The organism is Stenotrophomonas sp. YJH_SMC_123, assembly GCF_059368215.1.
Genome location: NZ_JCAFRM010000007.1, coordinates 236,832 through 261,183 on the forward strand (window position 1 = coordinate 236,832; position 24,352 = coordinate 261,183).

The following is a 24,352-nucleotide window of genomic DNA, read 5'->3' on the forward strand; positions in this document are numbered from 1 at the left end:
ACCTACCCTCATCAATCGACCTCGACCATCTCGAAATCGGCCTTGGTGACCCCGCAGTCCGGGCAGGTCCAGGTCTCCGGAATGTCCTCCCAGCGCGTCCCCGGCGCGATGCCCTCCTCCGGCAGGCCCTCCGCTTCGTTGTACAGGAAGCCGCAGACCACGCACATCCAGGTGCGCAAGGTGGTGGGGGTGGCATCGCTCATCGGATAATCAGGGCTGGATTCACGGGCCGCCATTGTCCCATCGCGGTCCACTCACCGGTAGCCATCGATGACTTCTGCTTCCCCGGCGCCCCGCGGCGTCTACCTGATCACCCCGGACGAGCCCGATACCGCACGCCTGCTGGCCCGTACCGCGCCGCTGCTGGCCGCTGGCGCCACCTGGCTGCAGTACCGCAACAAGACCGCCAGTGACGCGCTGCGGCGGGAGCAGGCCACCGCCCTGCAGGCGCTGTGCGCGGAACACGGCGTGCCGCTGATCGTCAACGACGACCCGGCGCTCGCCAAAGCCGTTGGCGCGGCGGGGGTGCACCTGGGCGGCACCGACGGTGACATCCCCAGCGCACGCGCCCTGCTCGGTGCCGAGGCCATCATCGGCGCCTCCTGCTACGACCAGCTGGCCAATGCAGAGAAGGCCGTGGCCGCCGGCGCCAGCTACGTGGCCTTCGGCGCGTTCTTCCCCACCACGACCAAGGTCACCAGCAGCCGCGCGCATACCGGCCTGCTGCGGCAAAGCGCCGCACTGGGCGTGCCGCGGGTGGCGATCGGCGGCCTGACGCCGGACAATGTCGGTCCCATCATCGACGCCGGCGCCGATCTGGTCGCCGTGGTCAGCAGCGTGTTCGCCGCCGAAGACCCGGTCGCGACCCAGCGCGCCTACCTCGCCCAGTTCGCGTAACGCCCAGGAAAGCCCCATGAACCACGACCAGTCCCACGCCCTGTTCTCCCGCGCCCAGCAACTGCTGCCGGGCGGCGTCAATTCGCCGGTACGCGCGTTCAAATCGGTCGGTGGCGAACCGTTCTTCGTCGAGCGCGCCGACGGCGCCTACCTGTACGACGTCGACGGCAACCGCTACATCGACTACGTCGGTTCCTGGGGCCCGATGATCGTCGGCCACAACCACCCGGCCGTGCGCCAGGCGGTGAAGAAGGCGATCGACAACGGCCTGTCCTTCGGCGCGCCGTGCGCAGCCGAAGTGACCATGGCCGAGACCATCACCCGCCTGGTGCCGTCGTGCGAGATGGTGCGCATGGTCAACTCCGGCACCGAGGCCACGCTGTCGGCGATCCGCCTGGCGCGTGGTGCGACCGGCCGCAACCGCATCGTGAAGTTCGAAGGCTGCTATCACGGCCATGGCGACTCGTTCCTGGTCAAGGCCGGCAGCGGCATGCTGACCCTGGGCGTGCCGACCTCGCCGGGCGTCCCGGCCGGGCTGAGCGAACTGACCCTGACCCTGCCCTACAACGATTTCGAAGCGGCCACTGCGCTGTTCGCGCAGCAGGGTGACGACATTGCCGGCCTGATCATCGAGCCGGTGGTCGGCAACGCCAACTGCATCCCGCCGCGCGAGGGCTACCTGCAGCACCTGCGCGAACTGTGCACGAAGCATGGCGCGCTGCTGATCTTCGACGAGGTGATGACCGGCTTCCGCGTCGCCCTCGGCGGCGCACAGGCGCACTACGGCATCACCCCGGACCTGACCACCTTCGGCAAGATCATTGGCGGCGGCATGCCGGTCGGGGCCTACGGCGGCCGCCGCGAGCTGATGCAGCAGATCGCCCCGGCCGGCCCGATCTACCAGGCAGGTACGCTGAGCGGCAACCCGGTGGCGATGGCCGCCGGCCTGGCGATGCTGGAACTGATCCAGCAGCCGGGCTTCCACGCCGACCTAGCCGAGCGCACCGCGCGCCTGTGTGCCGGCCTGGAAGCGGCCGCCGCCGAAGCCGGCGTGGCCGTGACCACCACCCGCGTGGGCGCGATGTTCGGGCTGTTCTTCACCAGCGAGAAGGTGGAGACCTATGCGCAGGCCACTGCCTGTGACATCCCGGCGTTCAACCGCTTCTTCCATGCGATGCTGGACCAGGGCGTGTTCCTGGCGCCGTCGGCGTACGAAGCCGGTTTCCTGTCCAGCGCGCACGACGATGCGGTGATCGAGGCCACCCTCGCCGCTGCACGCGTGGCGTTCAAGGCCACCAAGGGCTGATCGCAAAAAGGGGACGGAGGGGATTAAGTCGTTTGTGCACAAACGACTTAATCCCCTCCGTCCCCTTTTTTTCTAACCGAAGAGGAACTTGCCCTTCATCATCGCGAAGTGGCCGGGGAACGAACAGAAGAAGGTGTAGTCGCCACCTTTCTGCAGGCCCTGGGTAGAGAAACGCACGCGCGTGGTCTCGCCGCCGCCGATCACCTTGGTGTGCGCCAGCACGCGCTTGTCGGCCTTCGGCAGGTAGCTGTCAGCCAGGGTCATGCGCATGCCCGCCATCGCCACCGGCTGGTAATCAGCGCTGCGGGTCAGCACCCAGTTGTGGCCCATCGCGGTGACCGCCAGCTTGCCGGTATGGCGCAGGGTCAGGTCCACGGCGGTGCAATCAGCGGCAACCTTGATCTCGCGGCTGCTGAAGCTCATCTGGTCGGTGCTGTCGATGCTCACCGCACACACCCGCGCCATCGCCGACGGCGCCAGCATCAGCGCACCCAGTCCCACTGCCACCCTCCAAGCCTTCATCATTGCATCTCCTGCGGATTCAAGCGCCATTCTAGGCAGCCCCCTGCGGCGCCGTCTGCGACCGTCTGTCGCATGCCAGCTCCAGGGTTTCCCGCGCACTCATCGCAATGGCATGCTCAGCCGATGCGGATCGACCTGTTGCTGCTGGATGTGGATGGCGTGCTGGTGCAGTACCAGCGCGGGCAACGCGTGCTGCATCTGGCCCGGACACTGCAGGTTCCGACGCACGCCGTACAGGCCGCGCTGTACGACAGCGGGCTGGAAGCAGCGCATGACAATGGCACGCTGGATGGCCCGGCCTATCTGGCGCAGCTGGGAGAGCTTCTGGGCACGACTGTCGATGTGGCTGCATGGACCGCGGCGCGACGGGCCGCCAGCCATCCTCAGGCGGCCGTGTTGCAACGATTGCAGGCCCTGCAACTGCCAATCGCGGTGCTGACCAACAACGGCGCGCTGATGCAGCAGGCATTGCCCACCCTGCTGCCGGAACTGTTTCCTGCCCTGCAGGCGCGCGTGTTCTGCAGTGCGGATTTCGGCCTGCGCAAACCTGCGCCGGCGGTGTTTCTGCGCACGCTGGAAGCGCTGGGCGTGGCACCTTCGCGCACGCTGTTCGTCGATGACCTGTTCGCCAATGTGCGTGGCGCGCGCGCTGCCGGCCTGCACGCGGAAACCGTGCGCGATGGCCGGGGATTGGGCAAGGTGTTGAAGCGCTACCGGATTGCGTGAACCACTGTAGAGCCGAGCCCATGCTCGGCTGCTGTGGCCTGGCATCGCGATGAACCGAGCATGGGCTCGGCTCTACGGGCATTCCTCAGCAACGGGGTCAGAGCCCTCTCCGCAGGAGAGGGATCCGACCCCGGCATGATGGCCTCAGCGCGCGGCGATGAACGCGGCAATCGCCGCGCGCAGGCGCTTCAGGCCTTCGGCCACTTCTTCGTCGGTGATGTTCAGCGACGGCACGAAGCGCAGCACGTCCGGGCCGGCCTGCAGGGTCAGCAGGCCCTGCTCGGCGGCGTGGTCGAGGATCGCACCGGCCTGGCCGGCGAAGTCCTTGCTCAGCACCGCGCCCAGCATCAGGCCACGACCACGCACGTCGCTGAACACACCGAACTCGTCGTTGATGCGGGCGAAGCCATCGCGCAGCGCCTTGGACTGGCGACTGACGTTGGCGGCGATCTCCGCCGAGGCCAGCTTGCGCAGCGCCACGCGGGCCACCGCAGCAGCCAGCGGGTTGCCACCAAAGGTGGTGCCGTGCGCGCCGAACTGCATGGTCTCGGCCACCTTCGGGCCGGCCAGCATCGCGCCGATCGGGAAGCCGCCACCGAGTGCCTTGGCCAGGGTAACCATGTCCGGCACCACGTCGTCCTGCCAGTGCGCGAACAGCGTGCCAGTGCGGCCCATGCCGGCCTGGATCTCGTCCAGCACCAGCAGTGCGTTGTGCTGGTCGCACAGTTCGCGCACGCGCTTGAGGAAACCGGACTTGGCCGGCATCACGCCGCCCTCGCCCTGGATCGGCTCCAGCATCACCGCCGCCACGTCGCCGGCGGCCATCGCGGTTTCCAGCTGTACTTCATCGTTGAAATCAATGTAGCGGAAGCCGCCGGGCAGCGGCTCGTAGCCTTCCTGGTACTTCGGCTGGGCAGTGGCGGTCACCGCGCCCAGGGTGCGGCCGTGGAAACTGCCACGGAAGGTGATGATCACCCGCTTGTCGGCCGGGCGGCCCTGGCTGGAGGCCCACTTGCGGACCATCTTGATCGCCACTTCGTTGGCTTCGGCGCCGGAGTTGCACAGGAACACGCGCTCGGCGAAGCGGCTGGCCTTCACCAGCTCCTCGGCCAGGTGCAGCGGCGGTGCGCTGTAGAACACGTTGCTGGTGTGCCAGAGCTTGCCGGCCTGCTCGACCAGTGCGGCCACCAGGTCCGGATCGTTGTGGCCCAGCCCGCACACGGCGATGCCGGCGGCCAGGTCGATGAACTCACGGCCCTGGCTGTCCCACACGCGGGCGCCCTGGCCTCGCTCCAGTACCACCTGGCGGGGCTTGTAGACCGGCAGGTAATAGTGCGAAAGGGAGATCAGCGGATCGGTAGCGGCGGTCATGGCAGTCGGCAGGGTTCAGGAATCCCCATTCTCGCGCCGGAACCCCTGCGGCACAATGCGCCCATGCGACCGTTTTCTGCCCCCCAGCTGAACCCCGCCACCGAGACCGGCTGGCGCCGCCGGTGGTTCGACATCATCTACCGCCACGACTCGCGGCCCTCGCGCAATTTCGACCTGATCCTGGTGGTGGCGATCGTCGCCAGCATCCTGGTGGTGATGATCGACAGCGTGCAGCACCTGCATGCCGAATGGTCCACCGGCCTGTACATCCTGGAATGGGCTTTCACGATCATCTTCACCGCCGAGTACCTGCTGCGGCTGGCCGTGGTCAAGCGCCCGCTGCGTTACGCGGTGAGCATCTGGGGCATCATCGACCTGCTGTCGATCCTGCCCGCCTACCTGTCGATGTTCATTCCTGGCGCGCAGAGCCTGCTGGTGGTACGCGCGCTGCGCATCCTGCGCGTGTTCCGCATCCTCAAGCTGACCCGCTACATCGAGGAAAGCGGCGTGCTGATGACGTCGCTGTGGCGCAGCAGGCGCAAGGTGCTGGTGTTCCTGTTCACGGTGATCACCATCACCATCATCGCCGGCGCGCTGATGTACGTGATCGAGGGCCCCGAACACGGCTTCACCAACATCCCGGCCAGCATGTACTGGGCGGTGGTGACCATGGCCACGGTCGGCTTCGGCGACATCGTGCCGCAGACCGTGCTTGGTCGCTTCGTCACGTCGGTGCTGATCCTGATCGGCTACAGCATCATCGCCGTGCCCACCGGCATCTACACCGCGGAGCTGGCCAGCACCATGCGTGAAGCCGAGCTGGCCGCGCGCCGCGATGCGCGTGGCTGCCCGCACTGCGGGCTGGAAGGCCACGAGCCGGATGCACGGCATTGCCGCAAGTGCGGGGGTGAACTACCGGATGCATTCAGCCATTGAGGCACATGCCGGCCAGCGGCCGGCACTACCAAACCCGCAGGGTGCGTGCCGGGCGTGACCCGGCACTACCCTCGGTAGCTCCACGCCATGCGTGGATCCTCCTCAACGCATGCGGTTGCTGGTGGTCACCAGGTCGTTGTAGGCATCCAGGATCGTCGACTGCGCGCCCTCAGGATCGGTGGTGAGCCAGCTGCCCGACGCCTTGCGCTCGGCGGCCAACGCATCGGCGGTGATCGGCTTGCCCTGCTCCAGACGCTCGACACCGCGACCGGCGGTACGCACCAGCTTGTCGGCCGAACGCTGCACATGACCCCACATCGGGTCGTCCTTGCCGACACCACTGTTCTGGATTTCCGTCACCAGCGCCTGATAGTCGGCCAGCTGGCCGCGCAACGCCGCAACGTCCGGTGCGTCGCTCTGGAACGCCATCGCCAGCTGCTTGCCATCGCCGACAAGGCGCAGGTGGTAATAGGCCAGCGAGCGGCCTTCGCTTTCCTCGATCTGCTTCAGCTGGGCGGCGCGGCGATCGTTCTCGTTCTTTTCCAGCGCAGCATCCATCGCTTCGCTGGCCTTGAAGAAATCAGCATAGGCCTGCATCAGCGGGGTATGCTGGCTGCGCATCCCTTCGCCACCATCGCGACGATAGTCCTCGCGGGTGAAGTACCCATCGGCACGCTCGATCAGGGTGTTCAGTGCCTGGAATGCCCGCTGGTACTGTCGCGCTGGTGCATCCAGCGGCGTGGCAGGGGTCTTTGCCAGCGCATCGGTCAGCGGCTGGCCGCAATGGTCGACCCGGTGCGACAACAGCTTGCCGGGTGAACGCGGCTGCGCTTCCTTGCCGGTCGGGCCGGCCTCGGGATCCTTCATCCAGCCCGTATAGGTCTGGAAACCCTCGCGGATGGGCTGTTCGACGCCGTTGTAACACTCGATGTAGGCGTTCACCTTCCCCAGCCCGGGGTCGGCGACCGCCAGCCCCGCCGGGTTGTTGCAGCCGGCCAGCGCGCCAAGCAGGAGAACGGGAATCAGGCGTGTGGATGCGTTCAAATCAGTTCCTTGCACCAGTGAAAACTGCAGGCATCTTCATGCATGGCGCGGGCGCGCGCTCCAGCACCTCGGGAAGGTGCTGGCATTCGGGGCTGCGGGGCGCGTCATGTCGCAATCATCCTGCTCGATCGCGACAAAAATAACGTTGAGCTTCGCTACTGGCGGTTGCTCTGGAAAACCAGCGAGTTGTATTCCTGCATCAGCTTGTTGGCGGAGCCACGCGGCGCCATCGAGGGCGAATCCAGCATGCGTCGTTCGAAATCGCTGTAAGGCTTTTTCTCGCTGACGCGCTGCAGCCGCTCCTTGCCTTCGCGACGGAAGTTCTCGGCTTCACGCTCGAAGCTGTTCCAGTCCAGCTTGCCCGGCTCCTGATCAGCCACCTTCGCATGCGCTTCGTCGGAAATGCGGTTGAACGCATCCAGGCGCTCGCGCGCCTTGGCCTGATCGAAGTCATCCTCACTCATCAGATCCATGATGGCCTTGGCTTCCAGCATCATTGCCAGACGGTAGTACTCGCGCGTGCGTCCCTCGGCCTGTTCCAATACCTTGAGCTGCTCGCGCTGGGCGGCGTCGTTCTGGCGCTCCAGCTCGGCGTTGAACGTTTCGCTGGCAGTCACGAACTCCTTGAAGGCGGCCATCAAGGGCGCGTGCAGCTGCTTTCCCTTGGCGAACTGGTCGTCTTCGTAGTCCTGGCGATCGTAATAGTCGTGCGCGTCCTTGCTGAGCGGCACCAGTGCCTTCAGCGCCTGCTGGTAATGGCCAGCAGCGGCATCGAGCTCAGCCAGCGCCGGCTTGGCAGCCATCGCCTCGGTCACGGGGCCATCGCACTGCTTCATGTCGTAATCGCTGATCTCGAACGGACCGTACACCTGGGTCTCGCGCCCGCTCGGGCCGGCCTCGACGTCCTTGATCCAGCGCGTATAGGACTCGATGCTGCCGTGGGTCTTCGAATCAAGCGTGTTGAAGCAGCCGATGTAGGCGTTGAGCTTGGCGGTCAACTGCTGCTGTGCGTCGGACGGCGCCGCGCTGGCGTCGGGCGTGCTGGAAGGGCCGGCGTCGCCAGTGGTTGCGGGTGCCTTGCCGCCGCAGGCAGCCAGGACAATCGACAGCGAAGCGGCCAGCGCCGCGACGGAAAGAGTGCGTGACATGGGTTCACGTCCTTGCTGAAAACGATTACAGCCGCGCATTCTAGCGCAGCAGGCCGAAGGTCGCAGCCCTCGGCCTCTGCCGGCGACGCGCGATCACTCCAGGAACAGATCCGGCAACAACGGACGCGATGGATCCACCGCATAGCCGGACAGATCGGTGATACCCGCCTGTGCCAGCACGTCATCGTCGATCAGGAACTGGCCGTGGAAACCCGCCGCCTCGCGCACCAGCACCGCGTGCGCAGCATCGGCCATGATCTGCGGCGTGCGGCAGCCGGCCGCATCGACGCCCGGAATCATGTTGATCGCATCGGTGGCGATCACCGTGCGCGGCCACAGCGCGTTCACCGCCACACCCTGCGGGCCGAATTCCGCGGCCAGGCCGAGCGTGACGAAGCTCATGCCCATCTTCGCCAGCGTGTAGCCGGTATGCGCGCCCCACCACTTCGGTTCCAGGCTCGGCGGCGGCGCGAGAGTGAGGATGTGCGGGTTCGGCGCCTGCAGCAGGTACGGCAGGCAGGCCTGCGCGCACAGGAAGCTGCCGCGCGAATTGACCTGCTGCATCAGGTCGAAGCGCTTCATCGGCGTATCCAGCGTGCCACGCAGCCAGATCGCGCTGGCATTGTTGACCAGGATGTCGATGCCACCGAAGGTATCGACCGTGGCCGCAACTGCGGCGTGTACCTGCTCCTCCTCGCGGATGTCGCACTTCAGGGCCAGGCCCTGCCCGCCTGCCGCCGTCACCGCTTCGGCCGCGGTATGGATGGTGCCCGGCAGCTTCGGATTCGGCACCGACGACTTGGCCGCGATGGCCACGTTGGCGCCGTCGCGCGCAGCGCGCAGTGCGATGGCCAGGCCGATGCCACGCGAGGCACCGGTGATGAAAAGCGTTTTGCCCTGCAGGCTGCCCACGTCCCACACTCCAGCGTATGCAATGAGCCGCTAGTATGCCGCGCCGACGTGGAGTTCACCCGGCCTTGACGATACTTGGGCCTCCAGACAACGCACGAGGTCCACGCCATGCGCCGTTCCCGCCTGTTGCTGCCTGCCCTGGGGCTTGCCCTGCTGACCGCCTGCCAGGGCCGTTCGCCGGAACCGGGCAAGGAGCCACCTGCCGGTGACACGCCCAGCGCGGAGAAGGCCGCCGCCGACGGCAAGCTGCGCTGGAGCGAGGCCGCGGTGTGGGATGGCGACCTCAACGCCTGCCGCCAGGGCGAGAACGCCGCCACGCGTGATTGCCTGCGCGATGCGATGCGCGCCGGCGGCGCCAGCGCCGATGCGATCACCGCCGCCGAACAGCTGTCCACCGGGGGCGAGCTGGCCTACGTGACGGCCTGGCACGAGAACGAAGGCCTGGGCATTGCGACGGTCGAGTATCCGTTCCGCGCCAACACCAACGAGGGCACCCGCCTGGTCGACGCCACCGGCAAGCGCATCGATGTGGATGCCGTGCAGCTGGACGACACCCTGCGTGCCGACCCCGCCGTGCAGGCCCTGCTGAAGGACCACCCACAGGCCACGCCGTTCGCACCGGCGCAGTCGGCCGGGGCCACGCCGCTGGAGAACGGTGGCGTCCGCCTGCTGTACCGCACGCCGCTGCGCGACTGCCACGCCTGCCCGGATGTGGGCCAGCTGCAGATCGCGTACGACTTCGACGCCAAGCGCAACTTCATTGGCCAGCAGGTGGTGCCGGCGACGCCGTAAGGTCACCCGCCTCTGTAGAGCCGAGCCATGCTCGGCTCTACATTTCCATTCCTGGTACAGCACTTCCACGCCATCACCACGGGCAAGACGTCTCACCTGATCCAACGTATCCACCGCCATGACGGAGTACGTGACCTCCACACCGGAGTGCAGGCGTCCCTCGGCAGGGTCCTCATCAGTCTCTACTGATATCAGCTTGCGGATTCCGGCGCATCGATAGAGGGGCGCTCTACCGTCTTCACCCATCAGGCGGCCGCTCGGATCCTCATACCCGCGAGCAAGCGCGTTTGCATTCTCAAGAGCGCGCTCGTCGTTATCGGCACTGATCAGGTACACGTTCTCATGCACCAGGAGCGAGTCCTGCCCTTGGCTCTCGTAATAGAGGATGGCGTGTGCGCAGTCCCACATGCATTACCTCAACAGCACTCTGGTCAATCAACCTCATCGACCTTTGATGTGCGCGATATGAAAGGCGCCCTCAGTTCGCCCACGCAGGCACCGTTCACTGCCCCCCCCCCGCGTAATACATCCCCTGGAGCATGACAAAGTACAGGCCTGGCTCGATGCCACGCACGGAGTCCTCGTACTCCGCGCCACTCAGATCGACCAGCGCATCGGCGGAGGGGCCGAGGGCATCACTGCTTCCACCCTCATGGAGCAGGTAGCCGAACGCAGCAAAGTGCCCGCCATCATAGCCGCCCGAGTTCGCAAGAAGCGCCTGCAGCGGTGTCTGGCAGGACTGCACATCATTGCGCGACCCACTCATTCCTTGGCAGATGCCTGGATGCTTGTCTCTGGAAAAGGCGGGAACCAGACCCGTCCCACCCGCTGCCAGCAGCAGGGATATACCAAGTGCTCTATTCAAACCGTTGCACGTCGACCACTTTCCGTTGTGATGGGCAGACCCCTTTGACAGCCATCAGCCACCGACGGATTGATGACCATATGACCCTTCAGAGCTGAGCCGACTCTCGATCACCGATCTGACATAGGCAGCCCTCGCTGTGCCAGACCCGGAGTACTCAGCCAGGAGCTCCATCGCCTCAGACCTCATCTCAGCACCGCCAGTGGCCACGAACACAGAAAATGCTGGCTCCAGGTAGCCAGGTGCCTCACAGATGAACCGCTTGCGTTCATCAAGCGGGAAATCGATGGCGTAGTCCGCCCACTCGATGTAGCGCTTCCAGAAAGCTGGCGCCGCGCGCTGCTGATCCTGCTGATCCTGCTGATCCTCAATCCGCATCAGCAGGGATAGCTGATCAGCGCACGCATCCACAACGTCCCCAGGCAAGTCCAATGCGGCGACGCGCCCGGGATCAACGGCCTGCCAACAGAACACCATGAAGTCGGCGACGAACGCCGCATCGCTTCGTTCAAGCATCAAGCGCTGATACATCGCAAGCGCTTCCGCGACATCCACTGGCTCTTCGAGGCTGGCATTCTGCACATTGCCCTTGTCGTCACCAGAATCCTTCTTCGCCACCTCATGCATAGCAGACCACGCTCTCGATCTGCGGAGATATCAGCTCGCCACCATCCCAACGAATGATCTCCAGCTCCAGTAGCCGGTCGTTTGCGTCCGCATGAAGAATCGGCGTGAGTTCAGCACCATCTGCGTCCTGCATCTGCAGCTCGACGGGATATGCGTGCTGCCCTAGATACGGCGGACGCTCATATCCAGAAATGACGAATCCCACCCGAGCTCCACCCAGACTGGTTTCCACAGCGCTTGCGGAAGCCAGGTCGGCTTGAAGCTGCGAAGCAGAGGCCGCAGGCAGGCAGACTGCCACAGCTTCAATCAGCGCTCTTTCAACGCTGGAAACGGTATGCATTGGGTTGCTCATTTCGTTCTGTTGCCAGCTTCCAAACTCAGCGACGCCATCTACCCTTCAAGGCATCTACAAAATATGACGACAGCAGAAAGGCTTGAAACACAAAAAAAGGGTAAAGAGCAATTCGAGCCGCGTTGCCAATCCCTCTGTAGTCAAGGATGACGTAGATCAGCACAAAGAACAGCACCCCTCCTATCTCATAAACTAACAAAGAACGCGTTGATGTCTTCACTTCCTTTTCTCCAGTTCCTTCTGTGCTGCCGCAGTCGCCATCTGAGCTGATGCCTGGGCAGTCTGTGACATGGTGGCCTGCCCCAAGCTCTGCTTCGGAATAGCTGCTGCAGTTGACGCGGTCGCATGGGCCATATTTGGCACTCCGGGTGCAGAGGAGGCGACCATCCTTTGTAGATTCCCTTTGGCCGCAGCTCCCGCAAAATCACCAGCAGCCACACCAATTCCGCTCGCAACTAGACCGCCACCGACACTACCCGCCATCGCTGACGCAAGCTCCGCACCGGACGTGGGCTTTCCTTCCTAGGCATTCTGAGCAAGAACACTGCCCGCCCCCGTGAAGGCGTTGGTCACCGCTTGAATCGCGACAGCTCCTCCCACTGTAACTGTCCCTCGACCAATGGCACCGATCAACGCGCCTCCGACCCCGCCGCTCACAGCTCCGCGTTGTTGCCTGGCAGGCTGACATCGGTGACGGCAAACTCACTTGCACGCGACCATTGAATTGCTTAATGCATCCACGCATGGCGTGGATCTACCGGTACGCCTGCACCTGCTTCCTCAGCAGATGCGGCACGATCAGCCGATGCACCGGTGCGACCGGCAGCATGTACACACGCCCGAACGCGTTGTGCGTATGCACCACCGTCGCCACTTCCAGCACATCGCCCTGCCACTGCAGGGCCAGCTGCACACGCAGGTGGCGGTCGTCGTCTTCCAGCACGATGGCATCGTCATCCAGCGACTGCAGGGTGAAGATGCCCAGCCGTTGCCCCGGACGCGGCTGCGCGATGTCCTGTACCGCACGCAACGAGCCCAGGTGCTTCATGCCGAGCAGGCGCATGCCGCGATTGCGCAGTGCCATCAGCCCGTCGAACCAGCCGGGAATGGTCGCCGCCATGTCGCGATAGGCCTGCAAGGCCGAGCGCCCATCGCGACGGGTCGTCGCCTGGCAGGCGTGCACGAAGTCGGCGCCAGCCAGCTGTGGGCGCAGGATGCTGCCTGCACTCGGCGGGCCGGTCACCACCTGCGTACGGCTCACGGCTTCGGCCCCTGCCCCTCGTTGTCTTCCCAATGCAGGATGCGGCGGGTGACGAAGCGGTAGACCGGCTTGCCGGTGGCGAACCACAGCTCGCGCACCCAGGAGGTGCGCTTGAGCACCCGCTTTTCCACCGGGGTGAGCGACTCGCGGCAGTACATGCGCTTGTGCTTGAGCAGGTGGCGCAGGTCCTCACGGGCCAGCAGGCGCATCCAGCGCGAACGCGGGTTGCCGATCACCGCCAGCTGGAAGTCGATCAGCGCCGGGCGGCCATCGTCGGTGACCAGCCAGTTGGCTTCCTTGGCCAGATCGTTGTGGGCCACGCCATTGCGATGCAGCTGCTGCAGCAGGCGCCGCGCGGCGCGGAACCAGGCCAGGTCACCGCGAGGCGGACGCTGGTACATGGCGTCGCCGGCCATGAAGCTGCGGTCGAGATGACGTCCATCCCACGCCAGCAGCTGCGGCACATCGGCCATGCCGTGGATGTGGCGCAGTGCGCGTGCTTCACGGCGGGCCAGCCACCAGGCCGGCAGCCGCAACCACAGTGGTGTGGCGCCCAGATCACGGCGTACAAAGGAGCCGGCCGGCCCTTCCACAAGGAGGATGCGACCGAAGCTGTCGGCCTTCAGGGCGTGCGAGGGCGTGTCTGACGAATGCGGCATGTGCCCATTCTAGGCGATGGCGCCCGTTGCAAACGGTCACCAAGCGGCTGGGAACCAGTCACCTTCACGCCCCTATAATCGGGCAATGGACTCTTCATGGATCGACGCCACCCTCGCGTGGATTGCCGCTCACCCCGTGCTGGCGGGTGCCGTTATCTTCCTCATCGCCTTCTGCGATGCGGTGATCATTCTCGGTGCCATCGTGCCGGCCCTGCCGCTGCTGTTCGCGGTGGGCGTGTTCATCGGGCTGGGCCAGATCTCCGGGCCGTACGCGGTGGCCGCAGCCGCACTGGGCGCATTCGCCGGTGATGGCATCAGTTACTGGATCGGCCGCCGCTGGGGTGACCGCCTGCGTGGCGTGTGGCCCTTCAGCCGTTACCCGCAGCTGCTCGACCGCGGCGAAAACCTGTTCCGCCGCAATGCCTTCAAGAGCATCCTGGTGGCACGCTACGTGGGCGCGATCCGGCCGTTCGTGCCGGCCATCGCGGGCATGATGAAAATGCCGGCCAGCCGCTACATGCAGGCCAGTGGCATCGCCAGCATTTCGTGGGCGGTGCTGTTCCTGGCACCGGGCTGGGTGCTCGGCGAGGCCTACGACGCGGTGGCCGCCGTCGCAGGGCGACTGGTGGTGGTGGTCGGCCTGCTGGCAGTGATCCTCGGCCTGGTCTGGGCCATCGTGCTGTACGGCTACCGCTGGTCGGCCGCGCGCATGGACAACTGGCTGGCGCGGCTGCTGGACTGGTCCAACCGACACCCGACGCTGGGCCGCTACACCGTTGGTGTGCTGGACCCGAAGCGCCGCGAGTCGGTGCCGCTGGCGATGCTGGCGCTGATGCTGCTGGTGCTGGGCTGGGGCTGGTTCGCGCTGCTGACCGTGGTGGTCGCCCATGGCGAGCCGCTGGCGATCGACCTGCTGGTGCACCAGGCCATGCTGGCGCTGCGCAATCCGCTGGCCGATTACCCGATGGCCGCGCTGGCATCGCTGGGCGCCTGGCAGGTGTTGTTGCCGGCCACCGCTGCAGCGATGGGCTACCTGATCTGGCGCCGCCGCTGGATGGCAGCCGCGCACTGGCTGGCCGCGCTTGCCTTCGGCCTGGCGTTGACCATGCTGCTCGGCGCAACGGTGGATGTGGTGCGACCGGTCGATGCCAGCAGTGGCTTTGGCTTCCCGTCGGTGTCGGTGACCATGGCCACCATCACCTTCGGCTTCTTCGCGGTGCTGATCGCCCGCGAGATGCCTGGCCGCACCCGTGTCTGGCCGTACCTGGTGTCGGGCATCGTGGTCAGCCTGATCGGCTTCTCGCGCCTGTACCTGGGCGCGCACTGGCTGAGCGATGTGATCGGCGGCATGCTGTTCGGTACGTTCTGGCTGCTGGTGCTGGGCATCGCCTACCGCCGCCGCTTCAACCGCTCGTTCTGGGTGAAGCCGGTGGCGTGGCTGTTCTACGGTGTCTTCGCCGTGGCGGCGATGTGGTACGCGCCGCGCCACATTCCGGTGAAGCTGGAACGCTTCGAGCCGACCCTGCCGGCGGCGCAGGCGATGGACATGCAGGCCTGGTGGCAGCACGACTGGGCGACACTGCCGGCGCGCCGCAACGAGTTCGACGACGACCAGCGCTGGCCGCTGGACGTGCAGGTGGCGGGCCCGCTGGCCCCGCTGCAGGCGCAGCTGGAAGCACGCGGCTGGAAGCGGCAGGAACAGGCCGGCTGGCAGGAGGCGCTGCTGATGCTGGACAAGAACACGGGTGCCGACGAACTGCCGGTGCTGCCAGCCACGCTGGACACGCGCGTGGAAGCGCTGTTGATGGTGCGCCCGGGTACACACCGCGATGAGCGCTACGTACTGCGCCTGTGGCCAGCCCCTGCGCAGTTGCAACCGGGCAATACGCCGCTATGGCTGGGCAGTGCGCAGACCCTGCGCTACGAGCGTCATTTCGAGTGGATCGGCATGTGGCACCCGCTGCGTGGCGTCGACCCGGCGCTCAACGCAGTGAAGGACGCCGTGCAGGACCTGCCGCAGCGCGAGGATGTGCACAGCGAAACCGGGTTGCCGGTGCTGCGGTTGAAGACCACGGCGCCCTGACCGGCACCGGTGCGCGATCACCCACTGTAGAGCCGAGCCCATGCTCGGCTGCTCTTCGCGGGAACCATCAAGCCGAGCATAGGCTCGGCTCTACAGTAGATCCACGCCGTGCGTGGATGGCATTCCACGCATGCCCCAGCGTGTGCACCAAGGTGCACACCCACCCAAGGCAGGCTGCTACGGCATCCAGCCCAGCAACTGCTGCAATCGCTGGTGCGGGTCGTCCATCTGCAGCAGCTGCAGGCGCTGCTGCTCGCTCAGCGGCAACAACTCGGCCAGCCGCCAGCCGACCCAGCTGGCCTGGTCCAGCAACGCCGGGTTGGACGGCGCATAAGCCTCGCCGGCCTGTTCGATGATGTGCCCCAGCACCGTGGCCAGCAGCGCGTGCTGTGGTCGCAGTTCGTCGTCCGGGTCTTCCTCGCACCAGCGCACGTCGGCCACCACCAGGCCGTTGTCGCGCACGCGGGTACGCTCCACATGGAAACGGCGGGTGCCGCGCAGGCGAAGCTGCAGCACGCCATCGGCACCGACATCGAAGTCTTCGATGCGCACCTGCACACCGTAGGCCGCCGGCGTCGCCGGTGCGCCGACTTCCTCGCCATCGAGGATCAGGCAGACACCGAACCCCTCACCACTGCGGCCGCTGTCGCGGACCAGGTCCAGATAGCGGCGCTCGAAAACACGCAGGCCCACCGCCGCACCCGGCACCAGCGTGGTGTGCAGCGGAAACAGCGGCAGCGGGCTGTCGACGCTCATCGGGCCTGCAACGCGGCGAGGAAGCGGCGCGGGGCGCCGTCGAAGCCACCGTTGGACATGAACACCACGTGGTCGCCACTGCGCACGCTGGACTGCAGCTGCGCCAGCAATGCGTCGGTATCCGGCACCGCGTGGGCGTCACCACGTACCGCAGCGATCACCGCAGCGGCATCCCAGGCCAGTTCCGGGCGATGCAGGAACACCACTTCATCAGCCAGCGCCAGCGACGGTGCCAGTGCCTGCGCATGTGCGCCCAACCGCATCGAGTTGCTGCGCGGTTCCATCGCAACCACGATGCGCGCATCGCCGACCCTGGCACGCAGGCCCTCCAGCGTGGTGGCGATCGCGGTGGGGTGATGGGCGAAATCGTCGTAGACGGTGATGCCGCCATGGCTGCCGATCACTTCCATGCGGCGCTTGACGCTGCGGAAGCGCGCCAGCGCCGGGATCACCGTGGCCGGCGCCACGCCCACTGCATGCGCAGCGGCCAGCGCGGCCAGCCCGTTGAGCACGTTGTGGCGGCCCAGCAGCGACCACTGCACGTCGCCCAGCGCCTGCCCACGATGGTGCACGCGGAACGCGCTGCCATCGGCGGCCAGCAGCTCGGCATGCCACTCCAGCGACGGATCGAAACCAAACCGCTCGACCGGAGTCCAGCAGCCCATCGCCAGCACTTCGGCCAGGCGCTGATCCTCGCCGTTGACGATCAGCCGCCCACGTGCGGGCACGGTACGCACCAGGTGGTGGAACTGGCGCTGGATCGCCGCCACGTCCGGGAAGATGTCGGCGTGGTCGTATTCAAGATTGTTGAGGATGGCCACCAGCGGCCGGTAGTGCACGAACTTGCTGCGCTTGTCGAAGAAGGCCGTGTCGTACTCATCGGCTTCGACCACGAACTCGCGGCCCTGGCCCAGGCGCGCGGAGACTCCGAAATCCTCGGCGACGCCGCCGATCAGGAAGCCGGGCGAGCGCCCTGCACTTTCCAGCAGCCAGGTGAGGATGGTGGTGGTGGTGGTCTTGCCATGGGTACCGGCCACGGCCAGCGTGTCGCGGCCCGGCAGCACCTGCTCGGACAGCCACTGCGCACCGGATATATAGCGCTGGCCGGCATCGAGCACGGCTTCCACGGCGGCATTGCCGCGCGACAGCGCGTTGCCGATCACCACCTCGTCGGTGCCGGCCGGCGCGCTGTCGGCACGGTAGCCCTGGTCCAGGGTGATGCCCAGCTGTTCGAGCTGGGTCGACATCGGCGGGTAGATGGCCTGGTCGCTGCCGCTGACGGAATGCCCGAGTTCCCGCGCCAGGGCGGCCACGCCGCCCATGAAGGTGCCGGCAATTGCAAGGATATGTACGCTGCTCATGACCGAGGATTGTGACCGATGACGGCTGTATAGGGCCAATGTCCGCTATCGGGTAAGACAACCCCTACACGGGATGTGAGAAAACTCCAATCAGCTGTCAGGGAATTCCCGATAGCGATGTTCTGTGAACCCGGACACAATTCGAACTGCCAGCCGCAGTACCCGAACCGGTCCTACTCCCCAAGAGGCCATCCCCAAGGGAGCTCATGCTGCGGGGCCCTGAGCAAGCCCTTCGCTGGCGCCTGTCAAACGACACAGGCCTGAGCCTCGCGGACCAGGCCTGTGTTTTTTTGCGCCCGGGGAGCCGGCAATTCGCGCCGGCCCGGCCGGATCAGGCCTTGATCGCCGCCAGGATGCGGGCTTCGATCTCGTCCAGCTCACCGACGCCATCGACGCGGGCCAGGGTGCCACGGCCGGCGTAGAAATCGACCACCGGGGCGGTCTGCTCGTTGTAGACCTGCAGGCGCTGGCGCACCGCTTCCGGATTGTCATCGGCGCGGCCCTGCTCCTTGGCACGACCGGCGATGCGATCCACCAGCAGCTCGGTGGCCACGTCCAGCTGCACCACGGCGTCCAGCGGCTGGCCGATCTTGGCCAGCAGGCCGTCCATCGCATTGGCCTGGGCCACGTTGCGCGGGTAGCCATCGAGGATGAAGCCCTTGGCGACATCAGCCTGGGTCAGGCGCGACTCCAGCATGCCCAGCAGGATGTCGTCCGACACCAGGTTGCCGGCATCCATCACCGTCTTGGCCTGCTTGCCCAGCTCGGTGCCGGCGGCGATTTCCGCGCGCAGCATGTCACCGGTCGAAATGTGGGCGATGCCCAGCTTTTCCTTCAGGCGCGTCGCCTGTGTCCCCTTGCCCGAACCGGGCGGTCCCAACAGAACCAATCGCATTGACCTGACTCCAACGTGTTGAAAACAAAGAAGGTTCGCGTCCCGGACGGTCCGGTATCGCTGCACCGCAATAGCGCCACTTTACCGCATCCGGGTAATGTCCCTGCAATGTCCCCTCCCCCGAGCAGGTAGAAGCATGCGCAACGGTACTCTCCTTTATGCCCAGTCCGGCGGTGTCACCGCCGTCATCAACGCCACGGCGGCGGCGGTGATCGAGCAGGCGCGGGCCAAGGGCATCAAGGTCCTGGCCGCCCGCAACGGCATCCTCGGCGCCCTGCGCGAGGAGCTGATCGACACCAGCAAGGAGAGTGCCGCGGCCATCCGCGCGCTGGCCCATACCCCGGGCGGTGCCTTCGGCTCGTGCCGGGTCAAGCTGAAATCACTGGACGCCGACCGTGCCCGCTACGACCGCCTGCTGGAGGTGCTGCGCGCGCACGACGTGCGCTGGTTCCTCTACAACGGCGGCAACGACTCGGCTGATACCGCGCTGAAGGTCTCGCAGCTGGCCAAGGCCTCCGGCTACGACCTGACCTGCATTGGCGTGCCCAAGACCATCGACAACGATCTGGCGGTGACCGACACCTGCCCCGGCTTCGGCTCGGCGGCCAAGTACACCGCCGTCTCGGTGCGCGAGGCGGCGCTGGACGTTGCGGCGATGGCCGAGACCTCCACCCGCGTCTTCATCTACGAGGCGATGGGCCGCCACGCCGGCTGGCTGGCCGCGGCCGCCGGCCTGGCTGGCAACGGTGATGACGAAGCACCGCACATCATCCTGCTGCCCGAGCGCGCCTACGACGAGGCCGCGTTCCTGGCCAAGGTGAAGGCCGTGGTCGAGCGCGTCGGCTACTGCGTGGTGGTGGCGTCGGAAGGTATCGCGACCGCAGATGGCCGCTTCGTCGCCGACGCAGGCGGCGGCAAGGACTCGTTCGGTCACTCGCAGCTGGGCGGCGTGGCCGCGCACCTTGCCGCACGGGTCAAGGACCAGCTGGGCCTGAAGGTGCACTGGGCGCTGCCCGACTACCTGCAGCGCTCGGCCCGCCACCTGGCCAGCAGGACCGACTGGGAGCAGGCACAGGCGGTCGGCAAGGCCGCCGTGCAGCTGGCACTGAAGGGCCAGAACGGCGTGATGCCGGTGATCGTGCGCAGCAGCGATGCGCCCTATCGCTGGAAGATCGAAGCGGCCCCGCTGTCGAAGATCGCCAACCACGAGAAGAAGATGCCAGCCGGCTTCATCCGCCGCGATGGCTTCGGCATCACCGCCAAGGCGCGCGCCTACCTGTCGCCGCTGATCAAGGGCGAAGCGCCGCTTCCCTATGGCACCGACGGCCTGCCGAAGTACGTCACTCTGAAGAACGTGGCGGTGAAGCAGAAGCTGCCGGCCTTCGAGGGCTGAAGTGTACCTGCGTCCTGTGCGGCGCACAGGGCGCATTGCGGCGGCCGCCGAAGCGCCCCACAATCGGGCTCCGGCCCGGGGCAAAGGGGCCGCTGCAAGCCAGATTCGACGCTGCCCGGCCCTCAAGGCCCGGGCCCGTGCTGCCATTTCACAAGGACTGTAACCATGAAGCACCCGATCCTGATCGCCGCGCTGCTGTGCGGTGCTGCCGCGCCGGCCTTCGCTGCGACCTGCGAAAGCAACTTCCAGAAGAAGGGCAATCCCTTCGTCGGCACTACCTTCACTTCATCGGTCACCCATCCTGACCTGACCGTGGCCAGCGCCATCGGCCAGATGCGGGTAATCGCCAAGAACGCCAACATGGACGTCCTCAGCGAGGACGTGGAAGGCGGCTCGATGCTGATCGAAGAGCCGGAATCCATGGCCCACAAGCCGATTCCGATGATCATCAGTGCCACCTCCGAAGGCGGCCAGGGCACCGTCGGCATGGTGGTGAAGGTCAACAAGGGCGCCATCGCCCCGGCCGACGGCGTGCGCGAAGAAATGTGCAAGCTGCTCAACCAGATCAAGCCAGGCAAGGCGGGCGAACAGGCGGCCAAGGCCACTCCGCAGGCCTCGGTGGTGACCATTGCCGCCGACCGCTTCGGCTTCCAGCTGCGCAACCAGAACAAGGACAACCCGGCCGCGGTCGAGCCGCGCTACAAGGGCAAGACCTACGCCATCACCGGTCGCATCACCACCGTGCTGCGCAGTGGCGGCACCTACAACACCAGTTTCGACCTGCCCAGCGATGGCAGCATCGATTTTGAGCGTGTGGCCATTTCCTGCTCGTTCGCAGCCAACCAGGCCGCGTATGCGCTGGCCCTGCGCCCGCGCGAGAAAGTAACGCTGACCGGCGTGGTCGACAGCTACGACCAGATCGGTCGGGTGTTGTGGCTGAAGGACTGCCGCGGCAACTGACCGCTGCCGGCATGGGAAAAGGCCCGGGTGCGCAGGCGCCCGGGCCTTTTCGTTTCCCCAGCGGTTCACGCCTGGCGCACGTGCATCGCAGGATGATGGACGCCCCGCCTGGAGGTCATCATGGCACTGCGTGTTGTTCGTCTCGGCAGCCCGCGCCAACCCGGCGAGGGCCTGCGCATCGGCACCGTGCGGCGACCACCGCGCGGCGTGCCCCGCAGCGAATTCGCGAAACGGGACTGGTACGACGTCTGGTTCCCGACTCTGTCACCCAGCGCGGAGCTGGTGAAACAGGCCCATGAGGCGAAGACCGCCGCCGACTGGACTGCGTTCTTCCGCCACTACAAGGCCGAGATGAAAGCGCCCGATGCCGCGCACGCGCTGGACCTGCTGGCCGCGATGTCGCAGCACAGCGACCTCAGCGTGGGCTGCTACTGCGAGGACGAAGCGCATTGCCATCGCAGGGCGTTGCGCGAGCTGCTGGTGGCGCGCGGGGCGACGCTGGCGGAGTGAGATCAGCCGGATGCCGGCCAGCGGCCGGCACTACCACCCGTGGACGACTGCGTGGGCGCAGCGCACGCATCATCTCAATTGCAGGCCTTGCCTTCCATCTGCAGCTGCGCGGCGAACATCGTCACCTGCGGAATCTGGCCGGCTGCCGCCTGCTTCTTGGCCTCTTCCAGATAGATGCGCGACTGGCCCTGCCCATCCAGCTCGACCTTGTTGCTCGACGGCAGGCGCCACACCCGCACCACCGCCTGCTGCGCCGGGCATGCCGCGTTGGGCACGCGGATCACATCGTTGAGCTTCCAGCCCTTGTCGGCACTCGGCTGTGCCTTGGTGTAGTCGACGAAGCGCGCACGTGGCTGGCACTGCTCGCTGGTACGCACGGCGGAGAAGCGGTACGGGGCGGCGGCATCGCCGGTGAACGCACCTTCCAGGCGTGCGCAGGCCTCGGGAATCTGCCGCAGCGTATGCACCGCGCCCACCGCCTGGGGTGCGCCCACGGCACGCTGCAGCTCCGGGGTTTCCGCAGCGAGTGCCGGCACGGCCGGGGCCAGGGCGGCGAGCATCAACAGGGACAGGCGCATGAGGGATCTCCATCGGGACTCCGCGCAGGCTTGCAGAGGCTGGCTTAACGGGGTGCAAAGGCCGGTGGCTCGCAAATCATGCCCTTGCCTGGCGGCGGGTCCGCGCGCATGTCGACGCGTTCATTGGCAGGGCGCCCACGGGTCATGCGGCGCGGCTCCCACGGGCCAGTCGAGCATGGCTCGACTCTACAAAGAGCGGCACGCATACTGCGGGCACCAGGGAATGCTGAACACCGCCATACGTCGGACGACCACCAAGGTCGGTACGGGTTGGTTCCAGGCTGCAGCCCGTCGTCCCCCTCGTGGTGCCGTTCATCGCCACTGGATGCCTACATCCATTCTGCGGAGGGGTCTAATGCTGGAACGTCACGGGCTGTCACTGGCGCTGGGCTGCGCCATTCTCGCGATCCTGTTCGGAATCGTCTCGGCGCGCTGGATCCTGCGCCAACCCACCGGCAATGAGCGCATGGTTGCGATCGCCACCGCGATCCAGGAAGGTGCGCGTGCCTACCTCAACCGTCAGTACCTGACCATCGGCATCGCCGGCGTGGTGCTGTTCGTGCTGGTCGGGGTGTTCCTCAGCTGGTACACCGCGATTGGTTTCGCGGTCGGTGCGGTGCTGTCCGGCGCCGCCGGCTACATCGGCATGAACGTGTCGGTGCGCGCCAACGTGCGCACCGCGGAGGCGGCGCGCCAGGGCATCAGCGCGGCGATGGACGTCGCCTTCCGCGGCGGCGCGATCACCGGCATGCTGGTGGTCGGGCTGGGCCTGCTGGGCGTGGCAGGCTACTACGCACTGCTGCTGCGCATGGGCCTGCCGATGGAGCAGGCGCTGCACGCGCTGGTCGGGCTGGCGTTCGGTTCGTCGCTGATCTCGATCTTCGCGCGGTTGGGCGGCGGCATCTTCACCAAAGGAGCCGACGTCGGCGCCGACCTGGTCGGCAAGGTCGAAGCCGGTATTCCCGAAGATGATCCGCGCAACCCGGCGGTGATCGCCGACAACGTCGGTGACAACGTCGGTGACTGCGCCGGCATGGCCGCCGACCTGTTCGAGACCTACGCGGTGACCGTGATCGCCACCATGCTGCTGGGCAGCCTGATGCTGGCCGAGGCCGGCGCCAACGCGGTGCTCTACCCGCTGGTGCTGGGCGGCGTATCGATCATCGCCTCGATCATCGGTGCGCTGTTCGTCAGGGTGAAGCCGGGCGGCTCGATCATGGGTGCGCTGTACAAGGGCGTGCTCGTCTCCGGCGTGCTGGCGGCGATTGCGTTCTATCCGATCACCACCGGGCTGATGTCCGACAACGTGCATGGGCCGATGGCGCTGTATGGCTGCGCGTTGATCGGGTTGGTGCTGACCGGGCTGATCGTGTGGATCACCGAGTACTACACCGGCACCCAGTACAAGCCGGTGCAGCACGTGGCGCAGGCCTCGACCACCGGCCATGGCACCAACATCATCGCCGGCCTAGGCATTTCGATGAAGTCCACCGCGCTGCCGGTGGTGGCGGTGTGTGCGGCGATCTGGGGAGCCTTCGCGCTGGGCGGCCTGTACGGCATCGCCATCGCCGCTACTGCGATGCTGTCGATGGCCGGCATGATTGTCGCCCTCGATGCCTACGGCCCGATCACCGACAACGCCGGTGGCATCGCCGAAATGGCCGAGCTGCCCTCGGAGATCCGCGACATCACCGATCCGCTGGATGCAGTGGGCAACACCACCAAGGCAGTGACCAAGGGCTATGCGATCGGATCGGCGGCGCTGGCCGCACTGGTGCTGTTCGCCGACTACACCCACAACCTGCAGGCGGCCAATCCCGGCCAGGAGTTCCGCTTCGATCTCAGCGACCACACGGTGATCATCGGCCTGCTGATCGGCGGCCTGATTCCCTACCTGTTCGGTGCGATGGCGATGGAAGCGGTCGGCCGCGCCGCCGGTGCGGTGGTGGAGGAAGTGCGCCGCCAGTTCCGCGAGATCCCCGGCATCATGCAGGGCACCGGCAAGCCCCAGTACGACAGGGCGGTGGACATGCTGACCCGCTCGGCGATCCGCGAAATGATCGTGCCGTCATTGCTGCCGGTGGCGGTGCCGGTGGTGGTCGGCTTGCTGCTGGGGCCACGCGCGCTGGGCGGCCTGCTGATCGGCACCATCGTGACCGGCCTGTTCGTGGCCATTTCGATGACCACCGGCGGCGGTGCCTGGGACAACGCCAAGAAGTACATCGAGGATGGCCACTTCGGCGGCAAGGGCAGCGAGGCACACAAGGCGGCAGTGACCGGCGACACCGTCGGCGATCCGTACAAGGACACCGCCGGCCCGGCGATCAATCCGCTGATCAAGATCATCAACATCGTGGCGCTGCTGCTGGTGCCGCTGTTGTAGATCCGCGCCATGCGT

General features: G+C 66.3%; 25 protein-coding genes. 10 read left to right on the top strand and 15 right to left on the bottom strand.

Annotated features, from left to right (window positions below):
* Positions 1-11 precede the first annotated feature (11 nt).
* The gene (locus tag AC5P5W_RS16325) at positions 12-236 is read right to left on the bottom strand and encodes a rubredoxin (RefSeq protein WP_075076014.1); all 225 of its coding nucleotides are present in this window, start codon (positions 234-236) and stop codon (positions 12-14) included.
* Between the two features lie 34 nt (positions 237-270).
* On the opposite strand from AC5P5W_RS16325, the gene thiE reads away from it, so the two are divergent.
* Together thiE and hemL are read left to right on the top strand one after the other, a co-directional pair.
* Positions 271-897 (top strand): thiamine phosphate synthase, encoded by a 627-nt coding sequence (gene thiE / locus AC5P5W_RS16330; protein ID WP_126411326.1) that lies wholly within the window; start codon positions 271-273, stop codon positions 895-897.
* A 16-nt stretch (positions 898-913) separates the two neighbouring features.
* Positions 914-2,203 (top strand): glutamate-1-semialdehyde 2,1-aminomutase, encoded by a 1,290-nt coding sequence (gene hemL, locus AC5P5W_RS16335; RefSeq protein WP_049407023.1) that lies wholly within the window; start codon positions 914-916, stop codon positions 2,201-2,203.
* Between the two features lie 72 nt (positions 2,204-2,275).
* On the opposite strand, the gene azu is transcribed toward hemL, so the two are convergent.
* The gene (gene azu, locus AC5P5W_RS16340; RefSeq protein WP_032956045.1) at positions 2,276-2,725 is read right to left on the bottom strand and encodes an azurin; all 450 of its coding nucleotides are present in this window, start codon (positions 2,723-2,725) and stop codon (positions 2,276-2,278) included.
* Between the two features lie 123 nt (positions 2,726-2,848).
* Between azu and AC5P5W_RS16345 the strand changes: the two genes are divergently transcribed.
* Positions 2,849-3,451: an HAD-IA family hydrolase gene (locus AC5P5W_RS16345; RefSeq protein ID WP_014648298.1), complete on the top strand. Its 603-nt coding sequence runs from the start codon at positions 2,849-2,851 to the stop codon at positions 3,449-3,451.
* 144 nt (positions 3,452-3,595) lie between these two features.
* Here the strand turns inward: AC5P5W_RS16345 and AC5P5W_RS16350 are convergent, their stop codons facing one another.
* Positions 3,596-4,822: an acetylornithine transaminase gene (locus AC5P5W_RS16350; RefSeq protein WP_049440495.1), complete on the bottom strand. Its 1,227-nt coding sequence runs from the start codon at positions 4,820-4,822 to the stop codon at positions 3,596-3,598.
* A gap of 63 nt (positions 4,823-4,885) precedes the next feature.
* On the opposite strand from AC5P5W_RS16350, the gene AC5P5W_RS16355 reads away from it, so the two are divergent.
* On the top strand, positions 4,886-5,758 hold the full coding sequence (locus AC5P5W_RS16355) for an ion transporter (RefSeq protein WP_014648300.1): 873 nt from the start codon (positions 4,886-4,888) through the stop codon (positions 5,756-5,758).
* A 102-nt stretch (positions 5,759-5,860) separates the two neighbouring features.
* On the opposite strand, the gene AC5P5W_RS16360 is transcribed toward AC5P5W_RS16355, so the two are convergent.
* From AC5P5W_RS16360 to AC5P5W_RS16370, 3 genes are all read right to left on the bottom strand, one after another.
* Positions 5,861-6,802, bottom strand: a complete 942-nt coding sequence (locus AC5P5W_RS16360; protein ID WP_046432346.1) for a YiiG family protein — start codon at positions 6,800-6,802, stop codon at positions 5,861-5,863.
* A gap of 155 nt (positions 6,803-6,957) precedes the next feature.
* The gene (locus AC5P5W_RS16365; RefSeq protein ID WP_046432348.1) at positions 6,958-7,950 is read right to left on the bottom strand and encodes a YiiG family protein; all 993 of its coding nucleotides are present in this window, start codon (positions 7,948-7,950) and stop codon (positions 6,958-6,960) included.
* Between the two features lie 93 nt (positions 7,951-8,043).
* Positions 8,044-8,862: an SDR family oxidoreductase gene (locus AC5P5W_RS16370; RefSeq protein ID WP_014648303.1), complete on the bottom strand. Its 819-nt coding sequence runs from the start codon at positions 8,860-8,862 to the stop codon at positions 8,044-8,046.
* A 108-nt stretch (positions 8,863-8,970) separates the two neighbouring features.
* On the opposite strand from AC5P5W_RS16370, the gene AC5P5W_RS16375 reads away from it, so the two are divergent.
* Positions 8,971-9,654 (top strand): hypothetical protein, encoded by a 684-nt coding sequence (locus tag AC5P5W_RS16375; RefSeq protein ID WP_197575046.1) that lies wholly within the window; start codon positions 8,971-8,973, stop codon positions 9,652-9,654.
* 502 nt (positions 9,655-10,156) lie between these two features.
* On the opposite strand, the gene AC5P5W_RS16380 is transcribed toward AC5P5W_RS16375, so the two are convergent.
* From AC5P5W_RS16380 to AC5P5W_RS16400, 5 genes are all read right to left on the bottom strand, one after another.
* Positions 10,157-10,420 carry a hypothetical protein gene (locus AC5P5W_RS16380; RefSeq protein ID WP_478443827.1) on the bottom strand — a complete coding sequence of 88 codons (264 nt, stop codon included), beginning with the start codon at positions 10,418-10,420 and terminating at the stop codon, positions 10,157-10,159.
* A gap of 153 nt (positions 10,421-10,573) precedes the next feature.
* Positions 10,574-11,146, bottom strand: a complete 573-nt coding sequence (locus tag AC5P5W_RS16385) for a hypothetical protein (RefSeq protein ID WP_197576172.1) — start codon at positions 11,144-11,146, stop codon at positions 10,574-10,576.
* Positions 11,139-11,498 carry a DUF6984 family protein gene (locus AC5P5W_RS16390; RefSeq protein ID WP_126411333.1) on the bottom strand — a complete coding sequence of 120 codons (360 nt, stop codon included), beginning with the start codon at positions 11,496-11,498 and terminating at the stop codon, positions 11,139-11,141. Before AC5P5W_RS16390 ends, AC5P5W_RS16385 begins: the two co-directional genes overlap by 8 nt.
* Before the next feature lie 754 nt (positions 11,499-12,252).
* Positions 12,253-12,759 (bottom strand): DUF2867 domain-containing protein, encoded by a 507-nt coding sequence (locus AC5P5W_RS16395; RefSeq protein WP_041863783.1) that lies wholly within the window; start codon positions 12,757-12,759, stop codon positions 12,253-12,255.
* Positions 12,756-13,418 carry a serine/threonine-protein kinase gene (locus tag AC5P5W_RS16400; protein WP_014648307.1) on the bottom strand — a complete coding sequence of 221 codons (663 nt, stop codon included), beginning with the start codon at positions 13,416-13,418 and terminating at the stop codon, positions 12,756-12,758. The genes AC5P5W_RS16395 and AC5P5W_RS16400 overlap by 4 nt, the downstream gene beginning before the upstream one ends.
* Before the next feature lie 85 nt (positions 13,419-13,503).
* Between AC5P5W_RS16400 and AC5P5W_RS16405 the strand changes: the two genes are divergently transcribed.
* On the top strand, positions 13,504-15,501 hold the full coding sequence (locus AC5P5W_RS16405) for a bifunctional DedA family/phosphatase PAP2 family protein (RefSeq protein ID WP_046432354.1): 1,998 nt from the start codon (positions 13,504-13,506) through the stop codon (positions 15,499-15,501).
* A 177-nt stretch (positions 15,502-15,678) separates the two neighbouring features.
* On the opposite strand, the gene AC5P5W_RS16410 is transcribed toward AC5P5W_RS16405, so the two are convergent.
* The 3 genes from AC5P5W_RS16410 to AC5P5W_RS16420 form a co-directional block, all read right to left on the bottom strand.
* Positions 15,679-16,257, bottom strand: a complete 579-nt coding sequence (locus AC5P5W_RS16410) for an LON peptidase substrate-binding domain-containing protein (protein ID WP_032956024.1) — start codon at positions 16,255-16,257, stop codon at positions 15,679-15,681.
* Positions 16,254-17,618, bottom strand: a complete 1,365-nt coding sequence (mpl, locus tag AC5P5W_RS16415; protein WP_197575052.1) for a UDP-N-acetylmuramate:L-alanyl-gamma-D-glutamyl-meso-diaminopimelate ligase — start codon at positions 17,616-17,618, stop codon at positions 16,254-16,256. Before mpl ends, AC5P5W_RS16410 begins: the two co-directional genes overlap by 4 nt.
* A gap of 331 nt (positions 17,619-17,949) precedes the next feature.
* The gene (locus AC5P5W_RS16420; RefSeq protein WP_032956019.1) at positions 17,950-18,513 is read right to left on the bottom strand and encodes an adenylate kinase; all 564 of its coding nucleotides are present in this window, start codon (positions 18,511-18,513) and stop codon (positions 17,950-17,952) included.
* Between the two features lie 136 nt (positions 18,514-18,649).
* Between AC5P5W_RS16420 and AC5P5W_RS16425 the strand changes: the two genes are divergently transcribed.
* The 3 genes from AC5P5W_RS16425 to AC5P5W_RS16435 all read left to right on the top strand — a co-directional run bounded on the left by AC5P5W_RS16425 (position 18,650) and on the right by AC5P5W_RS16435 (position 21,376).
* On the top strand, positions 18,650-19,906 hold the full coding sequence (locus AC5P5W_RS16425; protein WP_014648312.1) for a 6-phosphofructokinase: 1,257 nt from the start codon (positions 18,650-18,652) through the stop codon (positions 19,904-19,906).
* Between the two features lie 165 nt (positions 19,907-20,071).
* On the top strand, positions 20,072-20,866 hold the full coding sequence (locus AC5P5W_RS16430; protein ID WP_046432358.1) for a hypothetical protein: 795 nt from the start codon (positions 20,072-20,074) through the stop codon (positions 20,864-20,866).
* Between the two features lie 120 nt (positions 20,867-20,986).
* Positions 20,987-21,376 (top strand): DUF488 domain-containing protein, encoded by a 390-nt coding sequence (locus tag AC5P5W_RS16435; RefSeq protein ID WP_014648313.1) that lies wholly within the window; start codon positions 20,987-20,989, stop codon positions 21,374-21,376.
* A 74-nt stretch (positions 21,377-21,450) separates the two neighbouring features.
* On the opposite strand, the gene AC5P5W_RS16440 is transcribed toward AC5P5W_RS16435, so the two are convergent.
* The gene (locus tag AC5P5W_RS16440; protein ID WP_014648314.1) at positions 21,451-21,954 is read right to left on the bottom strand and encodes a hypothetical protein; all 504 of its coding nucleotides are present in this window, start codon (positions 21,952-21,954) and stop codon (positions 21,451-21,453) included.
* Positions 21,955-22,309: 355 nt separating this feature from the next.
* Here AC5P5W_RS16440 and AC5P5W_RS16445 point away from each other — a divergent pair, with 355 nt between their 5' ends.
* Positions 22,310-24,337, top strand: a complete 2,028-nt coding sequence (locus tag AC5P5W_RS16445; protein ID WP_197575054.1) for a sodium-translocating pyrophosphatase — start codon at positions 22,310-22,312, stop codon at positions 24,335-24,337.
* Positions 24,338-24,352 lie beyond the last annotated feature (15 nt).